Here is a 17,285-nt window from a genome sequence, read left to right on the forward strand (position 1 = left end):
GTAGGAAATAAGTAGTGGATGTATAGTGTCAATAATTGTTAGTAACCTTTCGTTGATTTTTATCAGCAAAAGGGGCAAGTTATTTGATAAATATAATTTCTTAAAATAAGAGATGCGTTAGTCTTTATTTATTTTCAAATTTCATCAAGTTCAGGCTCAATAGGATTACAACCAAAGTTACACCTACATCTGCTGCAATCGCGAAAACTAAATTGCTGTATCCCAGAAAGGCTAATGCGATAAAAAGCACTTTTACAGCGATGGCTCCTATGGTATTGGTTTTTATCCTTGACAGTGTCTTTTTGCTGAGACGAATTAGAAAGGGGATAAGGGAAAGTTTATCGTTCATCAAGGCGATATTGGCAGTTTCAATTGCGGTATCGCTTCCGGCGGCTCCCATTGCAATTCCCACCGTACTCAATGCCAGAGCTGGCGCATCGTTTATACCGTCACCTACCATGGCGACGCTACCGTACTTTTTTAAAAGTGCACCCATTTTTTCCGATTTATTTTCGGGTAGTAATCCTCCAAATACTTTTTTAATACCAACGGTATTAGCTACATAATGAGCTGCTTTTTCACTATCTCCTGTTAGCATTATTAGCTCGATATTAAGCGCTTGCAATTCTTTTATGGCGGCAATACTATCTGGTTTTATGGCATCGGTCAAGCCAATGATACCAGCTACGCCTTTGCCAAAACTAACGACTACACTTGTTTTACCTTGGGAAGCTAATTGTTCGACAATTTTTTCAGCTTCTTCGGTTACTTCGTGATATTCTCGAATGAATTCAAGTTTACCCACATAAACAGTTTCGTCCTCACAAACCAAACATTTTGCAATGGCTCCTTTTCCCATGATGCTTTTAAAACCTTCGGCTTTATGCGGTTCAAAACCCTCAGCTTTGCTTGCCGTGACAATGGCTTGCGCCAATGGATGTTCAGAGAAAAGTTCGGTTCCGGCAGTACAGGCTAACAGCTCTTCGCGGGCAGTTCCGTTTAGCGGAAAAACATCGGAAACGATGGGAGTTCCATAAGTGATGGTTCTGGTTTTGTCTAAGGCAATTGCTTTCACTTGAGCCATGGCTTCGATGTATTTCCCTCCTTTTACCAGAGCGCCTTTTGCGGAAGCATTACCTATAGCTGCATAGATAGCAACCGGTGTAGAGATTACAAGTGCACAAGGGCATGCAATCACTAATAGTGTAATGGCTTGTTTCAACCAAAGGTCAAAATCTAAGTGCAATACGAAAACGGGTACTGCAAAAACCAAAACTGCCAAGGCAATAATAGTTGGGGTATAGAATTTAGAAAAACGTTGAATGAATTTTTGTGTGTCACTTCTGGATGCCGCTGCTTCAAATGTCAGCCGGATTATTTTTGCAAAGGTGGTGTCTATGGAAAGGGTTGTGGTTTCCATTTCGACAAAACCATTTTTATTGAGCGTTCCCGCAAATAAAATATCACCAGGACGTTTGTCTTTTGGAATAGGTTCTCCGGTAATAGCCGCTTCATCAACCGTCGTTTCTCCTGATACTATTTTTCCGTCTAATGGAATCATTTCGCCAGGTTTCACTTGAATGATGGTGCCTACAGCAACTTTGTTTACGGGGATATTTTTATTTTCTGATTTTACAAAAGCAGTTTTTGGTGCTATATTAACTAATTGATCTAATGCCGATTTTGAATTTTCAAGACCGATATCCTCCAGTCGCTCACCCAAAACATAGAGAACAATAACAACTGCCGCTTCAGGATATTCTCCCAAATAAAAGGCCGCAACAACTGCGATGGTCATCAGTAAATTAATACTGCTGAATTTAAGTTTGAAGATTGCTTTTATTCCATTTATCAAAACGGCGTGACCAATTCCTATGATAAATGCGGCGAAAATAAAAGGTCCGTAGGGCATAGGAATGTGAATGCCAATAATCGATAAAATTTCTAAAATGACAACAATTGTTACAGCGGAAAGTAGAAAAATAAATTTTTTATCGTCTATTGGCAATTTCATAAGCTTAATTTTATTCTGTTTATTTTAATTGTTATTCTCTGTTTTGTTTAAAAGAACAGGGATTCCAAAACCAATTTGCTCTAACTTCTGCAATTGAGTCTCAGCATCGCCCACAATTAAGTAAATCATCTTGTTAGCGTTTAGATACTTATCAGAAAGCGCTTTTATATCGTCAATAGCAATGTTTTTAACTGTATTTTCCCTTTGTTTGGCGTAGTCGACAGGGAAGTTATAATTACTTATTTCGTAAAGCATGTTCAATTTAGAAGCCATTGTTTCAAATTCTCTAGCGTTGCTTTTAATTAAATATCCTTTTGTGACATTGAGGTCGTTTTCATTGAAATTTTTGCCATATTGTTCTACAATTTCTTTTATTAAACGAACAGACTCATAAGTTACATTTGATCGTACCCCGCTATATATAGTAAAAGGACCTTTATTGTTAGAACCGATAAAAGAAGAACCTATTCCATACGTATAGCCTTTTCCTTCACGTAATTCTTGCGTAAGCTGCGATGCAAAACTACCTCCTCCTAAACGGTAATTCATGATGTCAGCAGGGTAGAAATCTGAGTCTGTGGCAGCAAGTGCTGAATACCCAATTCTTATTACCGATTGCTTTGCGCCAGGGACATCATAGAAATAAATTTTAGAATTCGCAGGTGCATCTGCAATTTTTGTTGTCGGGATTGTCACTTCTTTAGGCTTCCAGTTTTTATTTAAAGTAGCTAGTGAGCTGTTCACTTGCGCTCTTGAAATAGCACCTACAATTTGGAAATTAGTAACAGAAGGTGAAATGTTTTGGTTGTAATACGTTTTTAAATCATCAATAGTAATGCTATTGATTGAATTTTCGGTACCAATTCGATTATTCATTAAAATAGATTCTTTTCCATAAACTAATTTCTTGAATTCATTTCTCGCAATACTGTTTGGATCCGCTTTTTGCTGTATCACTTGACTCAATGTACTTTGTTTTATCAAATCAAATTCTATGGTATCCCAACGGGGTTCTAATACAATTTCCTGAACTAATTTCATTGTTTCATTGTAATTCTTTGCCAGTGTATTTCCTGTAATTAAAATGGATTCATCGGTTGCAAATGCGTTAATTGTGGCTCCAAGGCTTTCAATAGCATTTTCTAATTGCTCCGGTGTTCTATTTTTAGTTCCTTTTGTCAGTAATTGAGCTAACATATTTGAAACACCTATTTTAGCAGGGTTTTCTAGTAACAGTCCTCCTTTTATTTGCATTTGAAACTGTACCAGTGGCACTTCATGGTTTTCAATTCCCAAAACAGTTAGTCCAGATGGCGATTTTTCTTTCCATACCGTTGGCAATACTACTTCTGGACTTGCACCATAGATAGGTTCGATACTGCGGTCAAAGCTAGAAGCTGTTTTTGCGTAAGTTGCAGCAATGCTAGCATCGAATGATTCTTCTTTACCTTCAATTATTTTTTCCTCAACAATCTTCGCTAAGGTTGACCCTTCTAATGCCAAATTAGCTTCGCCTTTTGGTACAAAACTAGTTGCGATGAAATGTTTGTCTTTTATATATTTTTTATAAACTCGCATCACATCTTCTTTCGTTACAGCAAGGATGTTTTTTACATCTTGATTAATAAAATCAGGAGTTCCTGCAAAGATTTCATATTGGGCTAATTGAAATCCTTTTCCTAGAACACTAGATAATCCGTTGTAAAAAGCAGTTTCCTGCCCCGCTTTAATTCGGTCTAAATCCTGTTGTGAAATACCTTGGTTTTCAAAGTTTTTAAAGGCTTCATTTATACCAGTCATCACGGTATTCAATTCTGTTTTATCAAAAGCAACAACGTTGAGGATGTATTGTCCCGCTATTTCAGAGTTGTATTGTGATAATTCAACTTCATCGGTTAGTTTTTTATCTTCTACTAGTGCTTTGTATAAGGGCGCTTTCTTGCCTTTAGAAAGATAACTAGCCAATACCTCTAGCGCATAACTATCAGGATGGTATTCGTATACAGACGGCCAGGTTAGTGTAAGCTGTGGCAAACGGGCAAAATTATCCTCAAAATAGAATTTTTTAGTTTCAGTGAGGGTTACGGGCTGTTTTTCCATTTTAGGAATAGCCTCACCACGTTTTATTTCGCCAAAATATTTTTGTACCCATGCTTTGGCTTGTTTGACATCGAAATCACCCGCAATGGTTAGTGTTACATTATTAGGAATATACCAGCGGTTGTAGAAATCTTTTACGTCTTGAAGCGACGCATTTTGTAAATCTTCTAAAGAACCAATTACTTCCCAATGGTAAGGATGGTTTTCTGGATATAAATTTTTATTGATTACGGCAAAATTATTTCCGTAAGGTCTGTTGTCGTAACTCTGTCTTTTCTCATTTTTAACGACTTGCTTCTCTTTGGCAAGCACTGGATCTGTAACCGTATTGATGAAATAGCCTAGTTTGTCGGCTTCAGCCCAGATCATTTTTTCTAAGGCATCTTTTGGAACAGTTTGAAAATAATTTGTACGATCTCTACTGGTAGAACCATTCGCACCAGAACCTCCAATACGTGCACTCATTTTATCCAGCCCTCCTTTTCCCAGATTCTCTGATTCTAGGAACAGTAAATGTTCAAATAAATGGGCAAAACCAGTACGGCCAGCTTTTTCTCGTGCTGATCCCACATGGCTAGTTAAAGCAACTGCAACAACGGGATCAGATCGATCGATATGGAGGATGACATGTAAACCATTGTCTAAGGAGAATTGTTCAAATTCTACTTTGAACTCTTTGGACTTTGTAGTTTTGGTTTCGTTTTGGGAATAAGAAACTAATACTGTGAATAGGAAAATTGGGAGTGTTAGAAACTGGAATGATTTCATTTCGAAAGTTTAAATTATTGTTTTTTACTAAACGGAGCTACGAAAGTTAGACTCCATATTTTAATGGATTAGACTCCTGTTTCTTTGACCAAAAAAGGGTGCTGTCTACTTTTTAATAACGGGAACTAAGTTAATGAAAAATAATGTTCCCTTCCGTTAATGTAGGATTTTTTCTAATAGCGTGAAGTCTGTTTTAAGTAATAGAGTACATAAAGTGACAGTAGTTTACTTAATAGGTGTGAAATAGCTTTATTAAAATAAAGTTTTTCGAGTAGTACTTTCATCTAAGGCTATATATTCATATCCGGATTTTCAATATCTGCAGAAAAAGAATCTTGTTGATGAGGTTTAGGTGCTATTATTTTGACGGTATTCATGTTTTTTATTTGGGATAAAGTTTCAACACAGTTGTCTACCATTTCTTCGGTGGTCCGCTTTATATAGTCACTCTTTTTAAATTGTAATACATTCTTATCCATGTCTTCGGCGGTCCATCCTCTGCTCCATCCTACAAAGCTAAAAGGGGGAAAGACAAAACCCAAATCAGTAAAAAACCACATTAATTGACCTGCAACGGATTGGATATTATCCTGACCACCAGTAATAATGAAAGCCGCTACCTTATTTTTAATTAAAATTTTATTGTTTAAGGTAATTTGATTTTGCACCGTATTAAGACGTTCCGCCATTTTATAATACAAGGATGACGCATTTCCCCATCGGATAGGGGTGGCCAGTAGAACGATATCAGCCCACAATACCATTTCCCGATAGACTTGCGTCATGCCGTCTTTGGCGTCCATTTCGGTAATGCTGCACGGCCAAGAGCAAGCATTCATATGTTGGGAATAATAGCCTTCACAATGCCGAAATTTTAACTGCCGTAGCTTAAGCATTTTTGTTTTTGCGCCATATTTTTTAGATGCATACGTCAAGGCTTTTTCAAGCGCGTCTTCGGATGTGCTGAACCGTGCCAAATTATCATTCATATTGGTTGTTGAGATTCCCAGTATGTTTAAAGAAGTTCCTGTAGTTTGGTATTTTAGTTGAATCAAATCCTCCAATGCACTTAGATCATGTGTCGCTGTTTTAGATTTAACAATAGGTTCATCGCTTATTAGAATACTATCATCTTCTATCTTTATTTCATAAACAGACTGTTGGTCCTCGTAACCCGGTGGCGCTTTCCCCGTTTCGATATTGTATTCCCAGCCATGCCAGGGACATGTTACATACATGGCACCGTATTTCTTTTCAATACAACCTAATCCTAGTGGTCCTCCTTTATGCAAACAAGCGTTACCAATAGCGGTAATTTTTCCGTTGAAATGAAACAGAGCCACTTTTGAATTGTTTACTTTCACTATTTTACTACAGCCTTCTGGTAGTTCAGAAAGCGAGGCTATTTTTATGAAATCCATTTTCGAATAATTTAATGTTTGAAACAAAAAATCGTGTTGTAATGTGAGCTCTTCTTTCCAATTATACTTTTAGAAATTGGTTGGTGATAGCGGTATTTTCTATAGCGATTAAGCTACTGTGAGTTCAAGACTTAGGTAATGATATAAAGCTGAATGTGTTCAACTACATAAAGATAGAGAAAAAGTGGGGAATGGCAAAATCGTTAACGGCAAAGGGTACCTCTCAAAAAAACGCTATTGTTAAGAAGACATTGAAAATTATAAAAAGATAAAACATAGCGCACATTGCCAAAAACTTTGCGAACTTTGCATTAAAATAGAATCAAATGAAAATAAACTTAAAAAACGGAATTGATCAACTCATTTTCGGGATGAAACAAAAGGATGTTACCGCTATATACGGTAAACCAGATAGAAACTACAAGGACGAAGATGACAACGTTATTTTTGCTTACAACACACTCAAAATCCGTTTGACATTCTACAAAGAAGAAGATTTTAAACTAGGATATATGGTAGCTTCTAATCCAAATTTAGAGTTATTCGGGCATAAAGTGATTAATAGAAAAATCAGTGAAGTCAAAAAAGAATTAACTGCAAAAGGAGTAGCTAAATTTACTCAAGAAGAATTTGATACTTTCGAAAACTATTTTAACGAAGACAACTGGATTATCTTTCAAACAGAATTTGATGAGGTTGTAAAAGTGGAAGTGGGTGCAATCATCAACCAGAAAGATGAATTTGACTGGAAATTTAAGAGTAAATAATAGTTAAAGAACTCGTGTAAATATAAAACCCGATACATTTTTTAATGTATCGGGTTTCTATTTTAAACTCTATCTAGAAGGGTTTGTTTACTATTTTGCTGTTGTTGGTTTTTCAAACATTTCCAATTCAAAAATAAGGGTTGCATTTGGCGGTATAACATCACCTGCACCTTGTTCTCCGTAAGCTAATTTAGCTGGGATAAATGCCATTACCTTGTCTCCATAAGACATTAAAGATAATACTTCTAAAAATCCAGGAATCATACCGTCTTTTTTTCCTGCTTGAAAAGGAAAAGCCTGGTATCCGTTTTGTGCGGCTCTATAGTGATCGTATTTACCGTACGATTTATTTACGTCTTCATAGCTGCTGTCAAATAAGCTTCCGTCTTCAAAATAACCGGCATAGTGAAAATAGAAAGTACTACCGTCAATCGGTTTTACATCAGTACCTTTTTGAACTATTTTGTAAGTCAATCCGGAAGCGGTTGTAGTAGCAGTTGCTTTTACAGTGGCGAAATAAGCCTTTTTTGAAGCAATTACCGGCGCATATTTTTCCATATAGACTTTTTTGCTTTCTGCTTCAACCGCTGCTTGCTTCGCTTTGCTTTCTGCTTCAGCTGCTACTTGCTTCGCTTTATTTTCCGCATCGATTAATGCTTGTTTTTTAGCATCTTCCGTTTTATTTAGAAAATAATCGGAGAATACTTTTGGAGCATCAAACTTTTTTGCCAAAGCACCTTTTCTTGTAATAGTTACCTTTGTGATTACATCACCTTGAGCGATAGCATTCACTATATTCATGCCTTCAGTTACATGCCCAAAAATAGTATGCTTTCCGTTTAACCATGGTGTATCTTTATGAGTTATAAAAAATTGAGTGGAATTGGTCGCTGGACCAGAGTTGGCCATAGCCAAAATACCACTTTTGTCAAACTTCAGGTCAGTGAATTCATCTTTAAAAGCATAGCCAGCAGTACCACCACCACTTCCTGTAGGATCTCCTCCCTGAATCATAAAGTCTTTGATGACTCTGTGAAATTTTAAACCATCATAAAAAGGTTTTCCCTTTAATTTGTCATCGGTAACAAAAGTGTTTTTTCCTTCAACAAGCGAAATAAAATTAGCAACCGTAACAGGTGTTTTTTCAAACTCTAACTGAGTGGTAATATCGCCTTTAGTTGTAGAAATAGTGGCAAAGATACCTTCAACAACTGGAGCTTTTACTACAGCTTTAACCGCTGAGACAGGTTTCTTAGTAGGAACTGGTTTTTTCGTGGTTTGAGCCTGTGCACTTAACATTCCGATGCACATTAAAAATAAAAGTTTAAGTTTCATTTTATATTTATTTAAGGAGTAATTTATAAAGATCTATTTGGCTATTGAGGCATTACTTCCATTAATTCAATTTCAAAAACGATATTTGCATTAGGAGGAATTACATCTCCCGCACCACCAGCACCGTAGGCTAAGTGAGAGGGAATGAACAAAATTGCTTTATCACCAAAAGATAATTTGTCTAACCCTTCAATGAAACCAGGAATCATGCCATCTTTTTTTCCAGCCTGAAAAGGGATAGGTTGATATCCGTTTTGAGCGGCTCTGTCTGGATCAAACTTTCCATAAGTTTGAGCTACATTTTCTATACTCGTGTCAAAAAGATGACCATCTTCTAGAAATCCTGCATAATGAATGTATAGAGGTGCGCCCTTTGTCGGTTTTTTACCGCCTGCTTTGTGAGTGATCACATATTTAAGTCCAGTAGATGTTTTTATTGCTTTATTTTTTAGAGCATTAAAATATTTCACCTTGTCTTCACGAACATCTTTATATTTCTCGTCGTATTTTTTTTTGCTTTGCTCTTCTAAAGCCAGTTTTTGTTTTTGCTTTTCAGATTCCACAGAGAAGTAATCGTAGAATGTTTTTACTGCGTTAAACTTTTTTGCAGCTTCTCCTTTTCGAATAATTGTAACTTTATTCAGGTAGTCATTTTGCTCAATCAAGTTTACAACATCCATTCCTTTATCAACTACATGTCCGAAAATCGTGTGTTTGCCGTCTAACCAAGGAGTAGCAACATGTGTAATGAAAAATTGACTGCTATTAGTTGCAGGGCCATTATTTGCCATTGCCAAGACGCCAGCACCTTCAAAACGCAAATCAGTGATTTCATCTTTAAATTTATATCCAGCATCACCTGAACCCGTACCTAATGGATCTCCAGTTTGTATCATGAAATCTTTGATGACTCTGTGAAATCTTAATCCATCATAAAATGGTTTTGCTTTCAGGTTGTCATTTGTAACAAAATCATTTTTACCTTCAGCTAAAGTAACAAAGTTAGCAACTGTAATAGGTGCTTTTTGATAATCTAAAGCTACTATAATAGGACCTTTGCTAGTTTCAATTTTAGCATATAAACCATCTGGAAGATTGCTGTTTTCTTCATTGCAGGAAGACAAAGTAACAATTGCGAGTAATACAAATAAGATGCTTTTTTTCATAACTATTGGGGTTAACTTACTATTTTAAAGTGTCTTTTGGTTTTATTGGGGTTGGGATTGCTTTTTTTATTGTGGTAGGTACCTGCGGGGTACTGTCTGTTATTACTTTTTTTAGAGTTGGAACAGTAGAAATTGATTTATTTTCTTTTTTATAAACGTCTTCCGGTTTGAAATCGTGTAATGTAACGGTGCAAATCAGAGGTTGGTTTGGTCCGATTCTTTTATTGTCACCGTGATAGCCATATCCCATATGCGAAGGAAAAAGAAAATTCACTTTTTCATTTTTATGCATTAGTTTGATACCATCTCTTAATCCCATCATGATGTCTTGTTTGTCGACATAATAGATTTGAGGTCTTAATTCTAATTCGGAGTATATGATGGCTCCGTTAAGGTCTTTTATTTCATAGTCAAAGAAAACAACATCTCCTTTTTTAGGGGTTAGAGTGTCTACTTCGTTTTCAGTGTCATAAGAATACCAATAGCCTTTTGAAGAAGCAATATAATCCACTTCTGGATTGCTTTTCATCAGTTTTTTTATCTGATCTTCTTCGCCAGCCACTAATTTTTTATTTCTTGCTACAGATTTTTTCATGAAACTTCCCGAAGTTTGTGAAATAGGTCTTCGGGCGTCCTGATGCTGCTTGCAACTGGAAACCATGACTGATAAAAATAAGGCAATTAAGATAATAGAAATAAATTTCATGATTTATTATACCGTTAGTTTTGTTATTAAATCCTCAAATTTGCTTACAGTTTTTTCCATCGATACTTCTGATTTTCCTCCTGCGGCATTGCGATGTCCTCCGCCTTGAAAATGGTCTCTTGCAAATTGATTGACATCAAAATCCCCTTGTGAACGAAAGGAAATTTTGATTATTTTTTCATCTTTATTTTCGATAAAAATGGCTGTAAAAACAATTCCTTTTATACTCAAACCGTAGTTTACGATTCCTTCAGTATCTCCTTTTACGTAACCAAAGGTATTCAATTCATCTTGAGTTAACGTAGTATATGAGGTGTGATGTTCTGAAATTACTTTCAAGTTTTGTAGCGCTCTACCCAATAGCTGTAATCTGCTGTACGAACTATTTTCAAAAAGTAAAGTAGGTATTTTAGTGTTCTCAACACCTAAATCGATTAATTCAGCAACAATTCTATGTGTATTTCCTGTAGTTCCTGGGAATCGGAAGGAACCAGAATCAGTTAGAATTCCAGTATAAATACAGGTTCCAATAGTCTTATCGATATCTTCTTTTTTACCAAGAAAAGAAATGAAGTTGTACAGCATTTCACAAGTGGAACCAAAAGAAGTATCTGAATAGGTATAAGCAGCATAATCATCCGGTTTTTGATGATGGTCAATCATTATAAATGGTGATTTCATCGAGGCTAAAGTAGCTTCCATATCACCACCCACACGGTGTAAAGCATTGAAGTCTAACGTAAAAATAAGATCGGCTGCCTCCAGTATTTTAGTGCAGTTTTCTTTGTCTTTTTCGAATATTTTAACGGTCTCTGAGCCTGGAAGCCAACCAAGGAAATCTGGAAATTCATTTGGTGCAATCACGATAGGTTCATGATTGTTTTTTAATAAAAAGTGATATAATCCTAATGTAGAACCCATAGCATCGCCGTCAGGACCTCTATGTGGAATGATTGCAATTTTTTTTGGTGTTGCCAATAACAACTGTATCGCTTGAATGTCTTGTATTTTCATAGTGTGCGAAATTACATTTTTTTAATGTAAAGTTGAAAATATTTAGAAATTAACGTTGTTTTTAAGATCAAAAATTGTCTAATCTCCTTCTTTTAAATTTTTGATACAAAAGATGCTTAGGTCCTTTTACAATTTGGGAATGGTAAATTCCTACCGGTCCCGATGCTAAATAAGCTATAAAACAGCTAAGACCGATAAATAGTCCGCTTTCTATTCCAAAGAGTTCCATTCCCATAATAGTACAGGCAATTGGTGTATGAGTAGCGCCAGAAAAAACGGCTACAAATCCCATTCCCGCCAAAAGTGCAATAGGTAACGGAACAAAAATGGATAAGGCACTTCCCAAGGTTGCGCCAATAAAAAACAGCGGGGTAACTTCGCCTCCCTTAAATCCAGCACCTAAAGTAAATCCGGTAAACAATATTTTGAGTAGAAAGTCATAGTATTCACTTGGATTCGAGAAAGATTCAACAATAATAGGAACTCCTAGTCCTAGGTATTTTGTAGTACCGATGAAATACATAACAGATGCAAATAGAATTCCTCCTATGAAGGGACGTAGTGGGGGATATTTGATTGTTTTCGAAAATAAAGTGCCCCAAAAATGAGTGCTTCTGGAAAAAAGCATCGCCGCCAAACCAAACAAAATACTAATAAGAATAATCCAAAGTAATACTGTTAAAGTAAAAGTAGGAACGATAGGAATAGAATAATGGGTGTGTTTTACTTCCCAGAACTCGACGGTGTAGTAAGCGATAAAGGCAACTAAAAAGGATAAAACAATACTTTTGTAGTTAATTTTACTGAAATAAAGTACCTCTAAAGCAAATAAAGCCCCTGCTAGTGGTGTGCCAAAAATAGAAGCAAATCCAGCACTGATTCCTAGAATGATAAGTGTTTTTCTTTCTGAATTATCGAGCTTGAAAAGCCCTGTAAATTGGTCGGCTATTGCTCCGCCCATTTGTACCGCAGTTCCTTCACGACCAGCTGATCCACCAAATAAATGTGTGATTAGCGTACCGATAAGCACTAACGGTGCCATTACTAAAGGAATCCTTTTTTTAGGAGTTTCATATTCTTCCAGTAATAAATTATTGCCTTTTACGGCTTCTTTTCCGTAATAATGATATCCTAATCCAATAAGTAATCCACCTATTGGCAAGAGCCAAATAATCCAGTTGTGCTGTCCTCGGTATTGTGCTGCCCATTCTAATGCCACTAATAAAATGGCAGAGGCTGAGCCAGACAAAAAGCCTATCAAAACACAAATGAAAATCCATTTGAGAGAGCTTTGTATAATTGTTTTTATTTTTTCTGAATTCATTCGTTTCAACAGTGGGATTTCCCAGGTATTTTTTGGCTAAAGTATTACAATCCTGCCGAAATATTTTGTTTTTCAGCAAGTACGGCCGTAAATTCAATTTCCACAAGGTATTCAGGAGCTACTAATTTACTGATTTCATAGAAGCCAGTTGTAGGTTTTACATCTTTAAAAAATTCAGCATGCGCTTTAGCCACGGCCTCAAAAGAATTGATATCAGTAGTAAAAATTCGGGTGCGAATGACATCGTTCATGCTTGCGTCTAAATCTTCAAGTACTTTTTCTACTCTTTCAAGAATATTAAATGTTTGCGAGTAAGCATCGTCAGCTTTTACTTTTTCCCCATCGACAATAGCGACCGTTCCAGAAACTTCAATAATATTTCCAATGCGTACTGCACGACAATAGCCCATTTTATCTTCCCAAGGCGAACCTGTTAATACGTTTTCTCTTTTCATTTGATTATTTTTTTTGATTGTTATTTAAGGAATGTTGTTTGGTTATATAGTTTGGTATATTTTTTGCAATTTATAAAAAATAATAAAATAAAAAATACTGATTTCATATAAAAAAGTTCGATTTTGATAGGCTTGCTTTAGCATATTCTATGTACTGAAACATACTATTTATCAAAATTTGAAGTTATAAAAGGAAGTTAAAGTATGCCATTTTTATGTTTTTATAATTTTGGTTTTTTATTTTTAAAAAAATTGAACAAATGATCAATAGATATACAAGAAGTATGAAGCGAATTTTCTTTTTTATTTTTTTACTAGGAATGATTTCTAATAGTTATTCTCAGGAAGAATTTAAAGACAAGTTTAAAGTGGTTCCTCCTAAAAACAAGAAATTGAAAATTGAACCAATAACTCCACATGATCCAGGGCCACCAACAGTTAAGCCTTATGTTGCTGCTGTCATACCAGAAAACACTTTTAAAGTACCCACAAATAATGTTATAATTGCTTCTGAAGCATATAGAAGAAACCAAGATTTAGGAGTTTTTAAAACTAATTCTAATACTGCGAAGATAAGATATCGCGATGGAGCTTATGTTGATGGGGATAGAATTAGAATTTATGTAAACTATAAGGTGGTAGATTATGAAGTTTTATTGGAAGGAGATTTTAAAGGATTTGAAATTAAACTGGAAAAAGGGATAAATAGAATTGATTTCGAAGCATTAAATGAAGGTTTTGCCTCACCTAATACGGCAGAATTTGAAGTTTATGACGATAAGGGAAAGATGATCTCTTCAAGCCAATGGAATATAGGCGAAGGATACAAGGCTACAATAATTGTAGATAAAGAATAATTTGAAAGCTGTTTATGGTTTTTAAAAAATTAGGAAGGGATATGATTCTACATTTAGAGTTTGTTTCAGTCCTATTTGGTTAAATTTTATTTAATGTTAGTTTAAGGTTTTGTTTTCTAAATAGAAAGCACGGTATATTTGTCGCAACTTGATATTTGGAGGATATAAAAACAAAGGGGTATAATATGAAACAGGGATTATTGTTTATTATGATGTGTTTTGCAATCAATGGCTATTCTCAAACTGAGTTTAGTTCTAAGTTTAAGGCAATTCCCCCGGTGGATACAAGCATTAAAACTAAAAAAGTAATTCCTGCAACGGTTGCGCCACCAGATATTGTCGCTCCTAATATTTTAAAAAAGCCCGAAGTCAAATTTCAGAGTACCAATTTTAAAATTGGTGATCCTGATCCTATTTCTATGATTCAAACCAATGATTTTATTAATCCAGGCGATGAAGTAAGGGATAAAATGAATAAGAGTATTGAAAAATCATTAGTCAATAATGGATTAAAAGAGGATACATCGTATTTAAATGTAAAAGACTTAGATTTTGGAATTATTCGTACAAAGTCAAAGTCTTTAATGATTCGAGTAAGAGACTATGGTGCAATTGATGGAGATTTGATAAAAGCTACCGTTATACACAATTATAAGGGTACTGTTTTAGCAAATAATTTGTACTTAGAATCAAGTTTCAAAGATATCAAAATAGACCTTCAAGAAGGACTTAATTATTTAGAATTAGAGGCACTAAACCGTGGTTCTTTGGGAGGGAACACAGGCGCTTTTTATGTTTACGATAAAGAAGGGAATTTGCTGCTGTCTGACTTGTGGAATAATTTTGATACAGGAGTCAAGTCTAAATTTACATTTATTAAAGAATAAAAGTTGCCTTTTCGAACTAAAACGGATCTGCAGTAACTTTGAACTTCATATCTGCTTTTACTGTAATGTCTTGGGCTATAGTTTCTTTAATTACGGCTTTAGTTCGCAATTTATACGAAGCGGCTTTGATGTATTTATCCAGTTTTTCAGTAGTCGTCGTAAGCGTTAAAGTGTTAGAAGTGGAGTTTATGTCATCTTTATAAGCCAATTCAATTTCGTCGTTTGCATCTGTTGAAATAAAAAGATGAATTGATTTTAAAAAGCTGAAAGATTTGTTAGCAGGATCAGTTATTGTCAACGTCAGCTCCTTTAGCTTCACATCCTTGACTAAGTTAGCCTTAGTGTTGTTATTCTCAAATTCGGCACTGGAGTTGGTCGTAACCTCCGGTGTTATTATACTCATAGCTGTTCCAATAGGAAACCCTGTTTCAATAGTAATACTTGTTTGATTAGAAATTGTAAATGTCAGCAACTGATCTACAATACTACAGGAAACAATAAAAAGGCTTAAAGTGGCTAAGGCTGTGTAAATATATTTTTTCAAAATGTTTTTTTTATATTAATTCTTTGCAAAAGTAATACTTATAAAATCAGTAATGGTTTATTAAACAGGCTTCTGTCACTTGTTTCGATTTTTACATGTTGTTTTATTTATAAGTAGCTGTCTGCAAATGATTTATGTCTTAAGAAGTACTTGTCTACCATGTAAAGTACTTTCTTACGCTATATGAAAATAATGAAGCATGCGTTCGAAGAGTTGCATCGCTTTACTTTCTGTGTTTTTCGCACTTTTTTAAGCTTAAAAGTTGTAGCGGAAAAATAATTTACACTTTTTCAAAATTCAATTTTTCAATTCCGAATATAAAAAGTATTTTTGCGCATGCAACACAACGTACTTATTTTAGATTTCGGATCGCAATATACACAGCTTATTGCGCGTAGAGTTCGCGAATTAAATATATTCTGCGAAATTTTCCCATACAATCATTTTCCGAGTGATTTATCAAGTTATAAAGCCGTAATTCTTGGAGGAAGCCCTTTTTCTGTTAGAGGAGAAGATGCGCCACATCCAGATTTATCTCAAATTAGAGGTAAATTACCTATGCTTGCCGTATGTTACGGAGCGCAATATTTAGCTCACTTTAGTGGTGGGGAAGTAGCAGCTTCAAATACGAGAGAATATGGTAGAGCTAATTTATCTTATATTAAAGAGGATGAAGTTTTCTTTGAAGGAGTTGACCTTAACAGTCAAGTTTGGATGAGTCATAGCGATAGTATTAAAGCTTTGCCTACAAACGGTGTGAAGTTAGCAAGCACACATGATGTAGAATTTGCTGCTTACAAAATTGAAGGTGAAACAACCTATGCTATACAATATCACCCAGAAGTTTTTCACTCGACAGACGGGTCAAAAATGCTGGAAAATTTCTTGGTAAAAATTGCTGAGGTTCCTCAAAATTTTACTCCAAATGCTTTTGTTGAAGAAATGGTGGCAGAGTTGAAAGAGAAAGTTGGAAACGATAAAGTGGTTTTAGGACTTTCTGGTGGAGTAGATTCTACTGTAGCAGCGGTTTTATTACACCAAGCCATTGGTGAAAATCTATACTGTGTTTTTGTTAATAACGGTTTACTTCGTAAAAACGAATACCAAAGTGTATTAGATCAATACAAAGGAATGGGATTAAACGTTAAAGGAGTAGATGCTGGAGATCGTTTCTTGTCAGAATTAGCAGGGGTAAGTGATCCTGAAACCAAACGTAAAATTATCGGTAGAGTATTTATAGAAGTTTTTGATGATGAATCTCATTTAATTGAAGACGTAAAATGGTTAGCACAAGGAACTATATATCCTGATGTAATTGAGTCGGTTTCTGTCAAAGGACCATCAGCTACAATTAAATCGCATCATAACGTAGGTGGTTTGCCTGATTATATGAAATTGAAAATTGTAGAGCCGCTTCGTATGCTTTTTAAAGATGAAGTACGTAGAGTAGGAGCTTCATTAGGAATTGATCCTGAGTTATTAGGAAGACATCCTTTTCCTGGACCTGGATTGTCCATTCGTATTTTAGGAGATATTACTCCTGAGAAAGTTCAAATTTTACAAGATGTAGATAAAGTCTTTATTGATGGATTAAAATCTTGGGGATTATATGACAAAGTATGGCAAGCTGGAGCAATCCTTCTTCCTGTAAACAGTGTAGGAGTAATGGGTGATGAGCGTACTTATGAAAAAGTAGTCGCGCTACGTGCTGTTGAATCTACAGATGGTATGACTGCTGACTGGGTGCATTTACCTTATGATTTTCTAATGAAAGTATCGAATGATATTATCAATAAAGTTAAAGGTGTTAATAGAGTGGTATATGACATTAGTTCAAAACCGCCTGCAACGATTGAATGGGAATAGGACACATAGATTGTCTACATTAAGAATTTAACTTTTAATGGTCTTTATATAAACGGTACCA

At 35.3% G+C, this 17,285-nt stretch carries 14 protein-coding genes; 4 read left to right on the forward strand and 10 right to left on the reverse strand.

Annotation, left to right across the window (positions count from 1 at the left end; genetic code table 11):
- Positions 1-124 precede the first annotated feature (124 nt).
- From BLV35_RS03360 to BLV35_RS03370, 3 genes are all read right to left on the reverse strand, one after another.
- On the reverse strand, positions 125-2,014 hold the full coding sequence (locus BLV35_RS03360) for a heavy metal translocating P-type ATPase (RefSeq protein ID WP_091084691.1): 1,890 nt from the start codon (positions 2,012-2,014) through the stop codon (positions 125-127).
- 24 nt (positions 2,015-2,038) lie between these two features.
- Positions 2,039-4,882 carry a M16 family metallopeptidase gene (locus BLV35_RS03365; protein WP_091084694.1) on the reverse strand — a complete coding sequence of 948 codons (2,844 nt, stop codon included), beginning with the start codon at positions 4,880-4,882 and terminating at the stop codon, positions 2,039-2,041.
- 290 nt (positions 4,883-5,172) lie between these two features.
- Positions 5,173-6,303 (reverse strand): Rieske 2Fe-2S domain-containing protein, encoded by a 1,131-nt coding sequence (locus BLV35_RS03370; RefSeq protein ID WP_091084697.1) that lies wholly within the window; start codon positions 6,301-6,303, stop codon positions 5,173-5,175.
- Between the two features lie 326 nt (positions 6,304-6,629).
- Between BLV35_RS03370 and BLV35_RS03375 the strand changes: the two genes are divergently transcribed.
- Entirely contained in the window at positions 6,630-7,070 is a 441-nt protein-coding gene (locus BLV35_RS03375) for a hypothetical protein (RefSeq protein ID WP_091084699.1), read from the forward strand.
- A 90-nt stretch (positions 7,071-7,160) separates the two neighbouring features.
- On the opposite strand, the gene BLV35_RS03380 is transcribed toward BLV35_RS03375, so the two are convergent.
- From BLV35_RS03380 to BLV35_RS03405, 6 genes are all read right to left on the reverse strand, one after another.
- Entirely contained in the window at positions 7,161-8,405 is a 1,245-nt protein-coding gene (locus BLV35_RS03380; protein WP_091084702.1) for a peptidylprolyl isomerase, read from the reverse strand.
- A 41-nt stretch (positions 8,406-8,446) separates the two neighbouring features.
- Positions 8,447-9,571: a peptidylprolyl isomerase gene (locus tag BLV35_RS03385; protein WP_091084704.1), complete on the reverse strand. Its 1,125-nt coding sequence runs from the start codon at positions 9,569-9,571 to the stop codon at positions 8,447-8,449.
- 19 nt (positions 9,572-9,590) lie between these two features.
- Positions 9,591-10,277 carry a gliding motility-associated peptidyl-prolyl isomerase GldI gene (gldI, locus tag BLV35_RS03390; RefSeq protein WP_091084707.1) on the reverse strand — a complete coding sequence of 229 codons (687 nt, stop codon included), beginning with the start codon at positions 10,275-10,277 and terminating at the stop codon, positions 9,591-9,593.
- Between the two features lie 6 nt (positions 10,278-10,283).
- Entirely contained in the window at positions 10,284-11,291 is a 1,008-nt protein-coding gene (locus BLV35_RS03395) for a DHH family phosphoesterase (RefSeq protein WP_091084710.1), read from the reverse strand.
- Positions 11,292-11,358: 67 nt separating this feature from the next.
- Positions 11,359-12,615, reverse strand: coding sequence for a voltage-gated chloride channel family protein (locus BLV35_RS03400; RefSeq protein ID WP_091084715.1), 1,257 nt, complete (start codon positions 12,613-12,615; stop codon positions 11,359-11,361).
- Between the two features lie 44 nt (positions 12,616-12,659).
- The gene (locus tag BLV35_RS03405) at positions 12,660-13,070 is read right to left on the reverse strand and encodes a RidA family protein (protein WP_091084719.1); all 411 of its coding nucleotides are present in this window, start codon (positions 13,068-13,070) and stop codon (positions 12,660-12,662) included.
- Between the two features lie 260 nt (positions 13,071-13,330).
- Between BLV35_RS03405 and BLV35_RS03410 the strand changes: the two genes are divergently transcribed.
- Positions 13,331-13,927 (forward strand): hypothetical protein, encoded by a 597-nt coding sequence (locus BLV35_RS03410; RefSeq protein WP_091084723.1) that lies wholly within the window; start codon positions 13,331-13,333, stop codon positions 13,925-13,927.
- Positions 13,928-14,112: 185 nt separating this feature from the next.
- On the forward strand, positions 14,113-14,814 hold the full coding sequence (locus BLV35_RS03415) for a hypothetical protein (RefSeq protein ID WP_091084727.1): 702 nt from the start codon (positions 14,113-14,115) through the stop codon (positions 14,812-14,814).
- A 16-nt stretch (positions 14,815-14,830) separates the two neighbouring features.
- On the opposite strand, the gene BLV35_RS03420 is transcribed toward BLV35_RS03415, so the two are convergent.
- On the reverse strand, positions 14,831-15,358 hold the full coding sequence (locus tag BLV35_RS03420) for a hypothetical protein (RefSeq protein ID WP_091084730.1): 528 nt from the start codon (positions 15,356-15,358) through the stop codon (positions 14,831-14,833).
- Positions 15,359-15,694: 336 nt separating this feature from the next.
- Between BLV35_RS03420 and guaA the strand changes: the two genes are divergently transcribed.
- Positions 15,695-17,224 carry a glutamine-hydrolyzing GMP synthase gene (gene guaA / locus BLV35_RS03425; RefSeq protein WP_091084733.1) on the forward strand — a complete coding sequence of 510 codons (1,530 nt, stop codon included), beginning with the start codon at positions 15,695-15,697 and terminating at the stop codon, positions 17,222-17,224.
- Positions 17,225-17,285: the final 61 nt, after the last annotated feature.

It is taken from the genome of Flavobacterium gillisiae, from assembly GCF_900107635.1.
In the GTDB taxonomy this organism is placed as follows: Bacteria; Bacteroidota; Bacteroidia; order Flavobacteriales; family Flavobacteriaceae; genus Flavobacterium; species Flavobacterium gillisiae.